Below are 15,086 nucleotides of genomic sequence, written 5' to 3' on the forward strand. Positions count from 1 at the left end.
ATTCCTATCGATGTCCGGAAACCCGGTCGAGCACGTCTTCATAAAGTGCGCGATAGGCCTCAGATGTTTTCGCCCAGGTGCGTTGCGAGATTCTCAGGTAGGCTCGGGCGGCCAGTTCCGCGGCGAAAGCCCCATCCTGCCAGAGCTTCTGGAGTGCCGTCGCCATATCGGCCGGATCCAAAGGATCGAACAGGAGCCCGGTGTCCCCCACCGCTTCCGGAATGCCGCAGATGCTGGCCGCAGCCAGGGGTTTCTGGAAGGCCATGGCCTCCAGCACGGGGATGCCGGGACCCCCCTCGAACAAGGTCGGCACCACCACCAGCGTGGAGGCCACGTAGAGCGCGCGCACTTCGGCTTCCGTGCGAAGCCCAAGCCAATGGATCTGATCCCCCAGGCCCAGCTCAGCCGCCCGCTTCAAGAGCTCCGCGTGGTGTTCGTTCTGATGGCCACAGCACGCCAGGGGAAGGATCACGCCCTTCGATTTCAGGTGAGCGAGCGCCTCGAAGAGCCGCGCATGGTTCTTGTGCGCCCAGGTTTGGGCGGGATAGAAGGCGAACCGTTCCGGCAGGCCAAGACCTCTGGCGCACTCGGATGCCATCACGGGGCTGGGGGCCTGGCCAAGGTCCCAGGTGGGCGCCAGCGGGATGGCGTGCACCTTGTCGGGAGAGATCGGAAGGTGCGCCAAAATATCCCGCCGAGTCCACTCGTCGGCCACGCAAACGGCCGCGGCGGCATGAGCGGATTCGAGAAACCGGCGGCGTCGTTTGGCCAGTTCCTGCGGCGAGAAAAATTCCGGAAAGTGCTCGTGCTGGATATCAGCCAGATTCATCACGTAGGGCAAGTTCCAGTGTTTCGGCGGCCGCGGATGGATCACCTGGGTGGGCACGTGAACGATGGTGCCTTCACGCCACGAGGCCGGAAACCTGAAGGCTTTCTGAAAGGGGCGAGCGGCCTGTACCAGGAATGTTCGCCGGGCACTCGGCACCTCAAAGGCCTGTTCGATGGCCCACCCGGCGCCCCACTTGCTGCAACCGGAGGCGTCCAAGGTTTCGAAATCGCCTTTCAAAGGGAAGTGCTGTTCCCAGGTGTCATGGGCGGTGGCCACCAGCGTGCGAAGTGAAGGATCGGCGCCTTCCGGCACATGCTCGGCCAAACACTGAGCCAGACGGGCCGCGCCCCCGACTCGTGCCGGGTCCATGGAAATGAAGTTGAAAATCAGGCGTTTCAGTCTAGGCATGGTCCCCACGTGGCACGGAGGCATCCCGTGAATTCAGGAGAGGGTTGTCGCAGAGAAGGAGCATCCCGGCCCGCAACAAGCCACCCGTACCAGGCAACAGGAAGGTTCTTAATTGATGATATCCTGACAGGAATCCCCGAGGAGGCTTCTTGTCACAGCAGGTCGCACTGATCACTGGCATCACGGGCCAGGACGGTAGCTATCTGGCAGAATTCCTGCTCAGCAAAGGCTACGACGTGCACGGAGTGGTTCGCCGTGCCTCCAATTTCAACACAGAACGCATCGATCACATCTATGTCGACCCCCATCAGAAGGGCTGCCTCCACCTTCATTACGGCGACCTGACCGACTCCGGTGCCCTCAGAAACATGCTTGAGGAAGTCCGCCCGACGGAGATCTACAACCTCGGCGCCCAGAGCCATGTCCGCGTGAGCTTCGATCAGCCCGAGTACACGGTGGATGTCGTGGGCATGGGCGTCATCCGGCTGCTTGAGGCCGTGCGGGGCCACCAGAAGCACAACGACCGCCAGATCAGGCTCTACCAGGCCGGCAGTTCCGAAATGTTCGGCTCGGCCAAGCCGCGCCAACATGAGCTGACCCGCTTCGAGCCCCGCAGCCCCTATGCCTGCGCCAAGGCCTACGCCCACTATCAGGTCGTGAACCACCGCGAAAGCTACGGGCTCTTTGCCACCAATGGCATCCTCTTCAATCATGAGAGTCCCCGCCGGGGCGAGACCTTCGTGACGCGCAAGATCACCCGCGCCGCCACCCGCATCAAGATGGGGCTGCAGGACAAGGTCTACCTCGGAAACCTGGATGCCAAGCGGGATTGGGGCTTTGCCGGGGACTACGTCGAAGCCATGTGGCTGATGCTCCAGCAGGACCAGCCGGATGACTACGTCATCGCCACGGGCACGAGCATCTCCATCCGCGACTTTCTCAAGCTGGTGTTCGAGCAACTGGACCTGGACTGGGAGAAGCACGTGGAGATCGATCCCCGCTACTTCCGCCCCGCCGAGGTGGATCATCTCGAGGGCGACCCGAGCAAAGCCTCGCGCCTCATGGGCTGGCAGCCGAAAACCTCCATCACCGAGCTGGCCAAGATGATGGTGGATTCCGACCTGCGCCTGGCGGAAAAGGAGCTGGTGCTCAAACACGCCGGCCATGAGGATGCACCCCGGGGCGGCTACCGCTGAGGACACGCCTATGCTCAGAAAGCTATTCCGGCGCTGGTCTTCCAAGACCAAGGGTTCGTCCTCCATCGAGGCCATCATCCCGCCCGAAATCAAGGACGATGCCTTCTACACGGCCATCCTCGATCTCGCTTCCAAGGTCGAAGCCCGACACATCCTGGAAATCGGATCGTCTTCGGGACGCGGCAGCACGGAGGCTTTCGCCCTGGGCATCGCGCGCAATCCGAGTCGACCGCACCTGCATTGCATGGAGATCTCCAAGACGCGCTTCGCGGCCTTGAAGGCGCACTACGCCGGCAATCCCCAGGTCTTCGTCTACAACGCCTCCTCCGTGCCCGCCTCTGAACTGCCGACGGCCGAACAGGTGTCCGACTTCTACCGAACCCACCCGACGAAATTGAACGAGTACCCCCTCGAGCAGGTGCTCTCCTGGCTGGAGGCTGATCGGACGTACATGGGCGCCTCGCCCCTTCCGGACGGCATCCGGCACATCCTGGCGGAAACAGGGGTGGATCATTTTGATGTCGTGCTGATCGACGGCTCCGAATTCACGGGGGAACCGGAACTGGACCTTGTCTACGGGGCCCGCTGGATTCTTCTCGACGATGTCAATGCCCACAAGAATTTCATGAACCACCGCCGACTGAGCGGGGACCCGAGCTATAGGCTCGTGGAAGAAGACTGGGGCATTCGCCACGGGTACGCCATTTTTGAACGGACATGAACACCATGCATCCCATCTCCTTTTCTCTCGCGGACAAGCGCATCTGGGTCACCGGCGGACACGGGTTCCTGGGCAGGCAGGTCGTGACCGAACTCGAGCGCCGCGGGGCGCACGTGCTCGCGACCCGCAGCTCCGAGGTGGACCTGATGGATCCGAGCGCCGCGCAACGATTCATCCGGGAGCAGCGACCCAACGGGGTGATCCACCTCGCCGCGCGGGTGGGCGGCATCGGCGCCAATCGCGCCCATCCGGGCTCCTTCTTTTTCGCCAACGCCGTCATGGGCATCCACCTCATCGAGGCTTGCCGGCTGGAGCAGATCGAAAAACTCGCCGTCCTGGGAACGGTCTGCGCCTATCCCAAGTTCTGCCCCGTTCCCTTCCACGAGGACGACCTCTGGAACGGCTACCCCGAAGAGACCAACGCGCCCTACGGGGTGGCGAAGAAGGCCCTGCTCGTCCAGATGCAGGCCTACAAACAGGAATACGGCACTCGGGGCATCTTCCTCATCCCCGTGAACCTCTACGGCCCGGGCGATCACCTGGACCTTGAGACCAACCACGTGATCCCGGCGCTTATCCGGAAATTCCTCGAAGCCAAGGCCCAGAGCCTGCCCTCCGTCGAACTCTGGGGCACGGGCAGCCCCAGTCGGGAATTCCTCCACGTCGAAGACGCGGCCCGCGGCATCTGCGACGGCATGGAGAAATACGAAGGCGTGGACCCGGTCAACCTCGGCACCGGCGAAGAGATCACGATCCGGGATCTGGCAACATTGATCCAGGATCTGGTCGGATACACGGGCGAGCTGCGGTTCAATCCCGCCTATCCCGATGGACAGCCCCGGCGTCAGCTGGACACCTCCAGGGCCAAGGATCGGTTCGGCTGGGAGGCCCGTCTGTCCCTCCGGGAAGGGCTCGCGCAAACCGTGACCTGGATGCGCGGCGCGCTCAACCAGTAGTTGAGTGCACCCTAGGTGTTCGCCGCCTTGGGCAGAAAGGCCTCCAGGGCCTTGATGAGCAGCGCGGGGTCGATGGACTCCATGCACGGATGCCCGGGAACCGGGCATCCCAGGCGAAGGCAGCCCAGGCAATCCAGAGGCTCGTGTTGAAGGATCTGGACCCGGGGACCCCTGGGCGCCGTGAGGCTGGGGCGCGTGGGGCCGAACACGACGATCAACGAGGTGTGGCTCGCCGCGGCGAGGTGGGACAGGCCTGAATCGTTGCCCACCAGCACAGCCGCCTGGGAGACGAGGGCCGAGGACACGGCCAGACTCGTCTTCCCGCAGAGGTCAGGGGTGTCGGGGAAAACGGCGCGGATCGCTTCGGCCTGCGCCATATCCTCGGCGGCGTTCCCTCCCAGCAGCACGTGCGGAATCCCCTCGGCCCTCAGCCAGGCCATGACCTCCAACCAGATATGGGTCCCCAGGCGCTTCACGGCCGCGGCGGAGCTCAGACCAATGCCGACGTAGGCTCCCTCCAATCCGAGGCCCTGACGCAGCCGGAAAGCCTCAGCCATGGCCTCTTCCCGCGGTACGAAGGGCCTGGCGTTCCCGTAGTCGAGGTTGGGGAAGGCGAGGCCGACCGCATCCTTGTATCGCTCGATCTGGTGATCCTCCCGCCCCTTGAAAGGGACCGAATGCGTCGCCAGAAAACGCCCCCCGCTCTCGCTCCACCCCACCCGGATGGGCGTGCGCGCCAGGGCACCCGCCAGCAGCCCCCGCGTGCTGCGAGGCAGATTGATGAGCCCCCCGGCCCGATGCCTTCGAAGCAAGCCCGCCATCTCAAAAGCCCCGGGCTTGGCACCGTCCGGTACCGTGGCCGTCACGGCGTTGCTGCCCTCGAACAGATCCATCAACTGGGGCGGGCCCCAGGCCACCAGGGGCTTCCCCTTCTCCAGAAGGGGCGCCACCGCTTGATGGATCATGAGGCCATCCCCGATGAAGCGAGGCATGCGGATCCAAAGTGCACCTTCAGGAATCATCACGGGGCGCACCTCGGCTTGACCTCACTCACTCCACCACCTCCAAAGGTCATTGTGCCCGAAGCGCCGTTTCAACACGGACACGAGCCGCTAGCATGGACCTTCCGGAGGTTCCATGCGCCGCCTGCTCTGCCTTCTGACCCTGCCCCTGTCCGCCCAGGCGGTTCATTTCACGGTCCGCGAAGCCATCCAGGCCGAATGGTCGCGGCAGCCGCCGACCTTCACCGAAGCCCAAAAACAGGCCCTCTCCGAGCGCGACCGGGCCCGTCTGGACCTGACCCTCCGGCGCATCGGCGCGCCGGGCGCACCGGTCCTGCTGCCCGCGGAGCTGGAGAAGCCGACGGCGGAGATCTGGGAGGCCAAGGCCAAGGAAGCCCGTACGCCCCAGGAACGCTTCACGGCGCTGTTCTTCCTGAATCGCATGAAAAGCCCCAAGGCCCTCATGGCGCTCGATGGGCTTAGGCCAGAGGATGCGGCCACCTGGCCCAGACATCTGCACCTCGAAGCCGCCCTCGCCACCGCGCGCTTGAATGGCGGCGAGATCTCCCCTGCCCTGCAAGCCTTTCTCGAGGCGCGACAGAAGGCCGGCAAAGTCGATCCCGTCCGTGCCCAGGCCGCGCGGCTGCGCCTCGTGATGGCGGGGAAGGAGAAAGAGCTGCTGTCGCCGGTGGAAGCGACGCCCGGAAGCCTGCTGGCCATGATGGACGCCTGGAACCGGAGCCCCTGGGCCCAACGGCGGGACCTGGCCCTCGGAGCCTTCCGCACACTCTCGCCGGACTCGGAAGCCTGGCCCCGCCTGGGCCTCCGCCCGCCCACCTCAGCCACCCTCGATCAGGCCCGCGCGGGCGTCCTGTCCCGGCTGGCGGAAGGCGTGCCCACCTCGGCGCCTGCGGAAGCCTTTCAGATCGGCAGTGATCCCTGGTCCAGCGCTTCTCAGCCCCTCGCCCAGTGGTACGGATTCCAGGCCCTGGCGAAATTCCAGGCGCCGCTGCCCGCCCTCCAGGCCGCGCTTCAGCAGCAACCGTTCTTCGGCGCCACGAGCCCCATGATGCTTGGCAACCTGCTTCCCGCGCTGCGGCAGCAGGCTCCCAAACAGGCGGACGAGCTGAGGTCACGCCTGCTTTCCGGTTCCGATGCCCTTGCCCGCGCCGCGGCCATCGAGGATCTGCCCGCCCCGCCAACGGATCTCGACGCGCTCACGCAACGCACCTGGAAGGACACCCAGTTCGAATCCCAGCAGACCCTCATCCAGAGCTACGCACGTTGGAAGATGACGCCCGACGAACAAAAGGCCCAGCTGCGTCCCTGGCTCCAGCACCCGGATTGGACCTGCCGCTACGAGGCCTACCTGGCCCTGCAGAAGCTGGACCCCGCGACACCCTGGCCCGGCGCGCCGAAACCCACGGCCATCGATCGGGCCATCCTGAAGGAAGCCACCCGTCTCGCCGAGCGCGGCCGTCCCATCCGCCTTCGCATCACCTTCAGCGGTGCGCGCGCCGTGACGCTACGCCTCGATCCCACCGTGGCCCCCATGAACGTGGCCAACCTGGTGCTGCTGGCGCGCAAGGGCTACTTCAACGGGCGCCTGGTGCCCCGCGTGGTGCCGGACTTCACGGTGCAGATGGGATCGCCCTGCGACACCATGGATGGCGGACCCGGCTACACCGTGCGCTGCGAGAATTCGCTGACCTGGTACGGGCCCGGCAGCGTGGGCATGGCCCTGGCCGGCAAGGATACGGGCGGTTCTCAGTTCTTCATCCTCACCAACGCCTCGCCCCACCTCACGGGCAAGTACACGCGCATGGGCGAGGTGGAGAACCCCGACCAAGCTCTCAGGGTCCTCGATGAGATCGAACTCGGCGCCAGGATCCAGTCGATCCAGGTCATCGAACCGTGATGGAACCGCGAAAGACGCGAAACGCCCTTCGGGCGCGCGAAATGAAGGAGAGACGAGAGACCTCGATCGCAGCCGGATCGAGACCAGTCTTGTTTCGCGCTCATTCGCGCCTTTCGCGGTTTCCATTACTTTTCTTCCTGCTGGGCGCTTCGGCCTTTGCCCAGGCGCCCATGCTGCAGGACGGGGCCACGACCCTGCGCCAGGCCCGCCTTGATTGGACACTGGGGCAGACGCCACTCGGCCCCTCCTCCATGCCTTCCTTCGAAGTTGGATGGGGCGGCGCCGGTGCCGAGGGCCCCTACGCGCCGTTGATGAACGCCGAGGGGCTGGGCCATGGCACGCGGGGTTGGGGCCTGGGCCTACAGGGCCGCTATGTCCGCGAGGGCTGGTCCTTCTCCACGACCTTCCTGGCCCTGCGCGATCAGGGGCGGACCACGGGGATCCTGCAGCGGGCCGCCCTCGCCTACCAGACCGAATCGGGCTGGCGCGCGGCCCTGGAGCAGGCGCCCTTCGCCTGGGGCGCGGGCCTCAACGGCGGGGACCTGATGGGGGACTCGGCACGAGCCTTCCCTCGGATCTCTCTCTCGACCCCGGAAGCCGAGCTTCCTCTGGGACGCTGGCAGGCCGTAGCCTTCGCGGGCCGGCTGGAGCGCAACCCGCCGATCCCCGAATGGATCTCCGATCGACCCTCGAGGCTGGAGGCCGAGTCCCAGGGGCTCGGTCTCCAGCACCCCGTCCTGTGGGGCGGCCTCCTGCGTGCAGCGTTTGGGGCCCTGGTGCAGGCCAACGTCGGCGTGGTGTCGATGCGCGGAGGCCAGGACGCCCTGGGCCACGCGGCTCCCGAGACCAATGCGCGCACGGAATCCCTGGCCGAACTGCGGGTGCGCATTCCCCCGCTGGCGCGATGGCTGCAGGCCCGCGGAGCCTCCGTGTACATCAGCCGAAGCGCTGCGCCGGAGGACCGCTCCATCACCCTGGCCCCTGCCCGCGACCTGGGTGGCTTGCATCTGGTCTGGGAGGGCTGGGACCTCGGATTGGAATACGCGGGCGGCGCGGCTCAAACGGGGCCCAAGACCTTCCTCCAGCCCGCCTGCCTCGCGGGCTTCTCGAGCCGCGGCGACGCCCTTGGACCGGCCTTCGGGCGCGAGGTGCTCACCCGCACGGTGGAGCTGGGGCTGCCCCTCTTCCTCGAGGGCCGCGGGCGATTCAAGGCCGTGCGCGGCACCGCCGCTCAGGATTCACCTCTGGGCCCAGCCTTCTGGTGCCTCCAGGCCGAGGCCCAGTGGCGCACCCCCACGGGACGATTCGGCGCCTCGCTCGCCTCCCTGCGCCAGGAGTTTCCCCTTTCTTCCGCGTCCGGGGCCCCCGCCCGCTGGGGCTGGAGCTTCGGCGTGTTCCAGGCTTTCCGGGTGTTCTGAACCGAAGGCTCCGCCTGCGCTATCCTGAAGGCCCCACACGAGGTCCGAATGGCGCTGTCCCGTGATCAACTCGTCCGCCGTGCCGCGCAGGAACTGCGCGACGGCTACTACGTGAACCTGGGTATCGGCATCCCGACCCTCATCGCCAACGAGATCCCCGCGGGGATGGAAGTCATCCTGCAGAGCGAGAATGGCCTGCTGGGCATCGGCCCCTTCCCCACGGCCGAGGAGGTCGACGCCGACCTCATCAATGCCGGCAAGCAGACCGTCACCACCGCCCCCGGCGCCAGCTTCTTCAGCAGCGCCGACAGCTTCGGCATGATCCGCGGCGGCAAGATCGATCTCTCCATCCTCGGCGCCATGCAGGTGGACATGGAGGGCAACCTCGCGAACTGGATGATCCCCGGCAAGATGGTCAAGGGCATGGGCGGCGCCATGGACCTCGTCGCCGCCGCGAAGCGCGTGGTGGTGGTCATGGAGCACACCAACAAGAACGGCGAGTTCAAGATCCTGCGCAAGTGCGACCTGCCTCTCACGGGCCAACGATGCGTGCACCGCATCATCACGGATCTGGCCGTGATCGACGTCGTGCCGGGCCGCGAAGGCCTGCGCCTGGTGGAAGTGGCCCCGGGCGTGAGCCGCGAGGAGGTGCAGGCCAAGACGGAGCCGCCTCTCGTGATGGACCGGGTGATCGAGATGACGGGGCTTTGAAACCGTGATGCCGATCCGCCTGCTGTTCGCGTCTTCTCTGCTTCTGATCCTGGGGTGCAAGGATATGATCACCGCCCCCGCCAAACCCGAGCCCTTCGTGCCCGTCCTGAGCCTCCGCCCCGTGGCCGTCAAGCTGGGCAGGGGCGCCACCCAGGCCTTCCAGGCCGAGATCAACTACCTGGAAGGCGTGCGCTACCTCCGGCAACCCGTGGCCTGGCGCGTGATGGAAACCGGAGGCGGCACCATCACCGCCGCGGGCCTCTACACGGCGCCTGATACGCCCGGCACCTACCACGTGCAGGTGCGTCGCGACGATTTCCCTGAGGTCACGGCCCTGGCCACGGTCGTGGTGAAGTGATGGATCTCTACGGCGCCCTTCGCCCGCTCCTCTTCCGCCTCGATCCCGAAACCGCCCACAACCTGGCCTTCTGGCTGGGTGCGCGCGCCTGCGCTTGGCCCAGGTGGCCTGAGCCCGAGCATCCGTCCGCGCTGCGCCGGAGTGCGTTGGGCCTGGACTTCCCCAGCCCGCTGGGCCTCGCCGCGGGCCTGGACAAGGGCGCCACCCTGCTGCCGGTGTGGAAATACCTGGGCTTCGGCCACGTGGAGATCGGCACCGTCACGCCCCGGCCCCAACCCGGCAATCCCAAACCGCGCCTCTTCCGGTTTCCCGAAGCGGGCCTGATCCTCAACCGCATGGGCTTCAACAGCGAAGGCGCCGAAGTCGTGGCGGCCCGACTGCGTCATCGTCCCACCGGCCTCGTCGTGGGCGGCAACCTGGGCAAGAACAAGGAGACCCCCGAGGCCCAGGCCCTGGATGACTACCGCGCGGCCTACCGCCTCATCGCACCCGAGGTGGACTACATCGCCCTGAACGTGAGCAGCCCCAACACGCCGGGACTGCGCAACCTCCAGGCTCCCGAGGCCCTGAAGCCCCTGCTGGCGGGCATGCTGGAGCTCCGAAAAGAGATGGGCCTGGAGCGCCAGCCTCTCCTGCTGAAGCTCGCGCCGGATCTGGCGGAGGAGGATCTCGACGCCATCGTGGACGTGGCCGTGGCCGCGGGCATCTCCGGCCTCATCGCCACCAACACCACCCTCGACCGCAGCGTCGTGGACGAGCCCCTGCGCGCCCTGGTCGAATCCAAGGGCGCGGGCGGTCTCAGCGGCGCGCCGCTCAAGGCCAAGGCCCGCCAGGTGCGCCAGCGCATCCTCACCGCGCTTCGCGGCCGCCTGCCCCTGGTCGCCTGCGGGGGGCTGGGTTCCGCCCAGGACGTGCAAGGCGCGCTGGAGGACGGCGCGGCCCTGGCCCAGATCTACAGCGCCCTGATCTTCGAAGGCCCCAACCTGGTGGACCGCATCCACCGGGGCCTGGCTTCCAACCCATCCTCCCATTAGCCCCGTGACGGCCATGCGAGACCTCTCATGAACCCAGGGCAGACGAGAGGCTCCATCCTCGAACATCCGCGCGTGGCCCTGGCGGCCGCGGTCGGCCTCGCGTGCGCCATGGGCCTGGGCGCCCAGTACGGACTTGCCGGGACTACCCGGAACCTCGTCCTCCTCGTGGGTCTCCTGACGCTCTCCTGCCTGGCGATGGCGGCTTCCCTCCGGCGCGCCAGGCGCGGTGGATCCGAGACCCTGGGGTGGAGGATCCTCTCGCTGTCGCTGTTCATCAACATCCTGATCCAGGCGGCGCGGATTCCCGTATTTCTTGGACATTCGCTGTCGAATATCCTCCTGAACGGCTCCATCGTCCTGCAGGTGCTCGGCTCGCTGCTTCTCGCCGGGCCGCTGCTCAGCTGGCGCCTGGCACCGGCCACGGGCTCCGACCGCATCCGCCACGGACTGGACGGACTCCTCTTCGCCCTCGCCACCTTCTTCATCCTCTGGGGCCTCGTGCTGGGGCCGTTCTTCCTCAACCCGCACTTCCCCCTCCTCGAACGCCTCATCTGGCTGGCCACCTTCCTGGTCTATGACCTCCTACTGGGATTGACGGTCTTCTTCGGCGTCACCAGGACCATCCGCCTGCGGGGACCCCTGGGCTGGCTGGCGGCGGCTTTCCTGCTGGCGGGCCTGCACAATTTCAAATGGCTGCTGGACGTGCTTTCCGGCAACCCGGTCTTCCACTTCCCCGCCGGGCCCCTGGTCTACGCCATTCCGCTGGCCTACCTGGGAGCGGCCCTGTCCCGGCGTCCCGTCGGGCCCACGGCCCTTCCCGATGAACCGACGCGCGCCCTCCACCTGCTGCCCTACGTTCCCGTCCTGGGCGCCACGGGGCTGGGCGTCTGGCTGCTGGCGACGGATCCCGGCACCGGCCACCGCATCATCCTCGTCTGGCTGGCCCTCGGCCTCGTCGTCCTGCTGCTGATCCGGCAGTACCTCGCGCTCCGCGATTTTTCCGTGCTCTCCCAGCAGCTCGAATCCCGGGTGGCGGAGCGCACCCAGGCCCTCGAAGACGCCCAGAGCATCCTGCTGCGGATCGAGCGCATGAACTCGATGGCCACCCTGGGAGCTGGCCTCGCCCACGACATGAACAACCTGCTGGGCGCGATCCAGAACCGCGCCGAGCTCGTGATCATGGATCTGGACGAAGGCAAGGTGCCCAACCGGGCGGACATCCTGCGCGTCCAGGAGGCCACGCAGCGCGCCGGCGCCCTCAGCAGTCGACTCATGACCCTGGGCCGCCAGGATTCCGAGCCGCCCCGCGCCATGGACCTGGGGGTGGAGCTCAAGGCCATCCTCCCGCTGCTCCAGGTGCTGGTGCGGAAGAACCAGACCCTCCGCATGGATCCCGTCGACGGGCCCATGCCCTTCCTCGGAACCCGGGGCATGCTGGAGCAGATTCTCGTGAATCTGGTGGGCAATGCCCGCGACGCCATGCCCGCGGGAGGCACCATCCGCCTCCGCGCCCGGGCCCCGAAGGGCGCCGAGGCGTCGGGGCCCCTGCTCGAAATCGAGGACACGGGCACCGGTATCCCGGAACACCTGCTGGGCCAGATCTTCCAGCCCTTCTTCACCACCAAGTCCTCGGGCACGGGGACCGGTCTCGGCCTCGCCTCGGTGAGATCCCTGCTGGTGGCGGCCGGGGGATCCATTGATTTCACCACCCAGGTCGGCAAGGGCACCGTGTTTCAGATCCGCCTGCCCGGCCCGCCCAACGAGTCAGAGGGGGCCATCGAGGCTCCGGATCAGGTTCCGGCGGCCCTGCCCGTCTCCTGAGCGGCCTCCTCCGAATCGCGCCTCGGAGCCCCTCGGCGGCGGCGTTACACTGGAGGGCCGAGGTATCGATGTTGTCACTGCAATCGAGGATCCGCGACCCCCGCCTGCTGCCCCTGGCAGAGAAGGTGCTGCGCGGAGAACGCCTGAGCTTCGAAGACGGTCTGCTGCTCTACGAGACGCCCGATCTCACAGGCGTGGGCGCCATGGCCCACCATGTGCGGCTTTCGAAGCACGGCCGGGCGGCCTACTACGTGGTGAGCCGCCGCCTCTCCTACACCAATGTCTGCTACACCCACTGCCAGTTCTGCGCCTTCCAGGCCAAGCCCGGCGATCCCCGGGCCTACGCGCTCTCCGCCGAGCAGATCATCGCCGAGCTGGAGAAGCCCGAGAACGCGGGCGTCCGCGAGCTGCACATGACCTCGGGCCACAACCCCAAGCTGAAGATCGACTACTTCGAGGATCTGTTCACCAAGATCAAGGCGCGCTTCCCGTCCATCCACCTCAAGGTCTTCACCATGATCGAGATGGACTACTACGCGCGGATCTCGGGCCTGTCGACGGATGCCTTCCTGGACCGCTGCATGGCCGCGGGCCTGGAGAGCTGCCCCGGCGGCGGCGCCGAGATCTTTGACGAGGAGCTCCGCGAAAAGATCTGCATCGGCAAGAAGGACGCCCAGGTCTGGCTCGACACGGCCGAACTCTGCCACCGCAAGGGCCTGCCCACCAACTGCACGATGCTCTACGGCCACATCGAAGAACCGAAGCACCGGGTGGACCACCTGCTGCGCCTGCGCGACCTGCAGGACCGCTCCCTGGCGGCGGGCTATACGGGCTTCCTCGCCTTCATCCCGCTGGCCTACCAGAACGAGGACAACGAGCTGAGCGCCACTCACGTGATCCACGAGACCACGGGCACCCAGGATCTGCGCGAGATCGCCGTGGCCCGGCTGCTGCTCGACAACATCCCGCACATCAAGGCCTACTGGGTGATGATCTCTCCGGGCCTCGCCCAGGCGGGCCTCAGCTACGGCGCCGACGATCTGGACGGCACGGTCATCGCCGAAGAGATCGCCCACCTCGCCGGCGCCAAGAGCCCCCAGGGGCTGCAGCAGGGCGAGCTGATGCGCCTCATCCAGGACGCCGGTTTCGAGGCCCTGGAACGCGACAATCTCTACAACACCTACGCGGCTGTCTAGTCGACCTTCCGTTTCTCGTAGGTTTTCGCCGGATCCAGCGCGAACGCGTAGCGGCTGCCCCAGAGGCGGTCGAAGATGCCCGTGGCCTGGGCGGCCAGGGGCGAATCCCTGAACAGGAGTTCGACGTTGCGGGAGTCGTCGAAGTAGCTCTCCTCCCAGTTGCTCGTGCCCACGGACAGGTGGGTGCCGTCCACCACCAGGTACTTGCTGTGGACCGTGCGCGAGAAGGGGATGTGGCCCTCCTTCGCCTCGGGGATGGAGACCACCTTCACTTCGAGGTTCGGGATCAGGGTGAGGGATTTCAGGTGGGGCAGCGCTCGGCTGCCCAGGGTCCAGTCCGAGACCATCAGCCGCACCTTCACGCCCCGCACGGCGGCGGCACGCAGGGCGTTGTCCAGCCTGGGCCAGAAGCGGTCCTGGCCCGCCACGGGCGAATAGGTCAGCAGCTGCACGCGTACGCTCTGCTTGGCCTGGTCCAGCAGATCCACCAGGGCCTCGATGGCGGGGCGGATGTCTTTGGGCGTGAGGAAGGGCGGGCTCGCCACCAGCTCCACCTGCGACCGGGCGGACATGGGCGGCTGCGCGGGCAGGTCCGGCAGCTTGCGCCCTTCGGCGAAGGCCCAGTCGATGGCGAAGAGCCGTTCAAGCCGCGAGGTGATGACCGGTTCGGTCGTGCGCACACCCAGTTCGTGGATGTGTTCAAGGGCCCGCCAATCGAAGTTCTGGCTGCCGACGTAGGCCTCCTTCCCGTCCACCACGAAATACTTGGCGTGGAGGATGCCCTTGGAGACGCCCGCCAGATCGAAGCTTCGAACTTCGGTGCCGGGGATTCGCTTGATGCGCGCCACCGAGGCGGGGTCCTGATCCAGCATCTTGGATGACAGCAGGAACCGGATCTTCACGCCCCGGGCTCCGGCCTTTTCCAGCTCCACCAGCACGGGCTCCAGGGCGCTGCCGGGCCGGTTGGTGACGTAGAACTCGGCGGCATCCACGCTCAGCTTCGCGCTGCGGATCATCTCCACCCACGCGTCCTTGGCGAAGGCCAGCGCGGGATCAGCGAGCTCCGTTTCGGCGGGAATGGACTGCACCAACTGAGTACGTGTCGCCTGTTCCCGGGGTCCGGCCTGCGCTTGCGCCGGCCTGGGGGCGCCGAGCATCAGGCCGGCGAGTGTCATCAAAAGCGTGGCACGGGCGCGCATGGCATCCCTCCTAAGAGTGCCTAACAAAACTCCCACGCGGTCGCGCGAGGGACGCCGGGCGAGCGAGGCGAGGAACGCGAGTCGAAGCGTAGCGGGTACTACGCGCGACGAGCGTGACGACGCATCGCGACGCCCGCCGGCCCTCGCCAGGAGGGATGAAGCCAGGCAGGCGCCCCGCGGCGTCAGCGCCCTTGAACAACGAACCACGTTGCCCTGCGGGCCCTTCCTTGCGGTGCATCCTGTCTGGCTTCATCGCGGCCTCGTCGGAGTATTGTTAGGCACTCAAAGACGAGGATACCCCGTTGACCGAGCGCTCGCTC

Annotated in this window: 13 protein-coding genes; 10 read left to right on the plus strand and 3 right to left on the minus strand. The window is 66.7% G+C overall.

The features are described 5' to 3' along the window. Positions 1 to 4 precede the first annotated feature (4 nt). A complete protein-coding gene (locus tag QSJ34_RS05115) occupies positions 5 to 1,237 on the minus strand; it encodes a glycosyltransferase family 4 protein (protein WP_285571215.1) in 1,233 nt (410 codons plus the stop codon). Between the two features lie 149 nt (positions 1,238 to 1,386). Here QSJ34_RS05115 and gmd point away from each other — a divergent pair, with 149 nt between their 5' ends. From gmd to QSJ34_RS05130, 3 genes are read left to right on the plus strand one after another with little or no spacing between them, the layout of a single operon-like run. After that, positions 1,387 to 2,433 (plus strand): GDP-mannose 4,6-dehydratase, encoded by a 1,047-nt coding sequence (gene gmd / locus QSJ34_RS05120; RefSeq protein ID WP_285571218.1) that lies wholly within the window; start codon positions 1,387 to 1,389, stop codon positions 2,431 to 2,433. Positions 2,434 to 2,443: 10 nt separating this feature from the next. Further along, positions 2,444 to 3,154, plus strand: coding sequence for a hypothetical protein (locus tag QSJ34_RS05125; RefSeq protein WP_285571219.1), 711 nt, complete (start codon positions 2,444 to 2,446; stop codon positions 3,152 to 3,154). After that, complete coding sequence (locus tag QSJ34_RS05130) at positions 3,151 to 4,110, plus strand: GDP-L-fucose synthase family protein (RefSeq protein WP_285571222.1); 960 nt, start codon at positions 3,151 to 3,153, stop codon at positions 4,108 to 4,110. Before QSJ34_RS05125 ends, QSJ34_RS05130 begins: the two co-directional genes overlap by 4 nt. An 11-nt stretch (positions 4,111 to 4,121) precedes the next feature. On the opposite strand, the gene QSJ34_RS05135 is transcribed toward QSJ34_RS05130, so the two are convergent. Next, complete coding sequence (locus tag QSJ34_RS05135; RefSeq protein ID WP_285571224.1) at positions 4,122 to 5,075, minus strand: glycosyltransferase family 9 protein; 954 nt, start codon at positions 5,073 to 5,075, stop codon at positions 4,122 to 4,124. A 172-nt stretch (positions 5,076 to 5,247) separates the two neighbouring features. On the opposite strand from QSJ34_RS05135, the gene QSJ34_RS05140 reads away from it, so the two are divergent. From QSJ34_RS05140 to mqnE, 7 genes are all read left to right on the plus strand, one after another. Next, the gene (locus QSJ34_RS05140) at positions 5,248 to 7,029 is read left to right on the plus strand and encodes a peptidylprolyl isomerase (RefSeq protein WP_285571226.1); all 1,782 of its coding nucleotides are present in this window, start codon (positions 5,248 to 5,250) and stop codon (positions 7,027 to 7,029) included. An 89-nt stretch (positions 7,030 to 7,118) separates the two neighbouring features. Next, positions 7,119 to 8,447 carry a hypothetical protein gene (locus QSJ34_RS05145; RefSeq protein ID WP_285571227.1) on the plus strand — a complete coding sequence of 443 codons (1,329 nt, stop codon included), beginning with the start codon at positions 7,119 to 7,121 and terminating at the stop codon, positions 8,445 to 8,447. A 48-nt stretch (positions 8,448 to 8,495) separates the two neighbouring features. After that, positions 8,496 to 9,158 carry a 3-oxoacid CoA-transferase subunit B gene (locus tag QSJ34_RS05150; protein WP_285571229.1) on the plus strand — a complete coding sequence of 221 codons (663 nt, stop codon included), beginning with the start codon at positions 8,496 to 8,498 and terminating at the stop codon, positions 9,156 to 9,158. 64 nt (positions 9,159 to 9,222) lie between these two features. After that, entirely contained in the window at positions 9,223 to 9,516 is a 294-nt protein-coding gene (locus QSJ34_RS05155; protein ID WP_285571232.1) for a hypothetical protein, read from the plus strand. Next, positions 9,516 to 10,550, plus strand: a complete 1,035-nt coding sequence (locus QSJ34_RS05160) for a quinone-dependent dihydroorotate dehydrogenase (RefSeq protein WP_285571235.1) — start codon at positions 9,516 to 9,518, stop codon at positions 10,548 to 10,550. Before QSJ34_RS05155 ends, QSJ34_RS05160 begins: the two co-directional genes overlap by 1 nt. 27 nt (positions 10,551 to 10,577) lie before the next feature. Continuing rightward, complete coding sequence (locus tag QSJ34_RS05165) at positions 10,578 to 12,371, plus strand: sensor histidine kinase (protein ID WP_285571238.1); 1,794 nt, start codon at positions 10,578 to 10,580, stop codon at positions 12,369 to 12,371. Between the two features lie 68 nt (positions 12,372 to 12,439). Beyond that, positions 12,440 to 13,567 (plus strand): aminofutalosine synthase MqnE, encoded by a 1,128-nt coding sequence (mqnE, locus tag QSJ34_RS05170; RefSeq protein ID WP_285571242.1) that lies wholly within the window; start codon positions 12,440 to 12,442, stop codon positions 13,565 to 13,567. On the opposite strand, the gene QSJ34_RS05175 is transcribed toward mqnE, so the two are convergent. After that, positions 13,564 to 14,766, minus strand: a complete 1,203-nt coding sequence (locus tag QSJ34_RS05175; protein WP_285571245.1) for a phospholipase D-like domain-containing protein — start codon at positions 14,764 to 14,766, stop codon at positions 13,564 to 13,566. The genes mqnE and QSJ34_RS05175 overlap by 4 nt on opposite strands. Between the last annotated feature and the right edge of the window lie 320 nt (positions 14,767 to 15,086).

This window comes from Geothrix limicola, from assembly GCF_030268085.1.
GTDB lineage: Bacteria > Acidobacteriota > Holophagae > Holophagales > Holophagaceae > Geothrix > Geothrix limicola.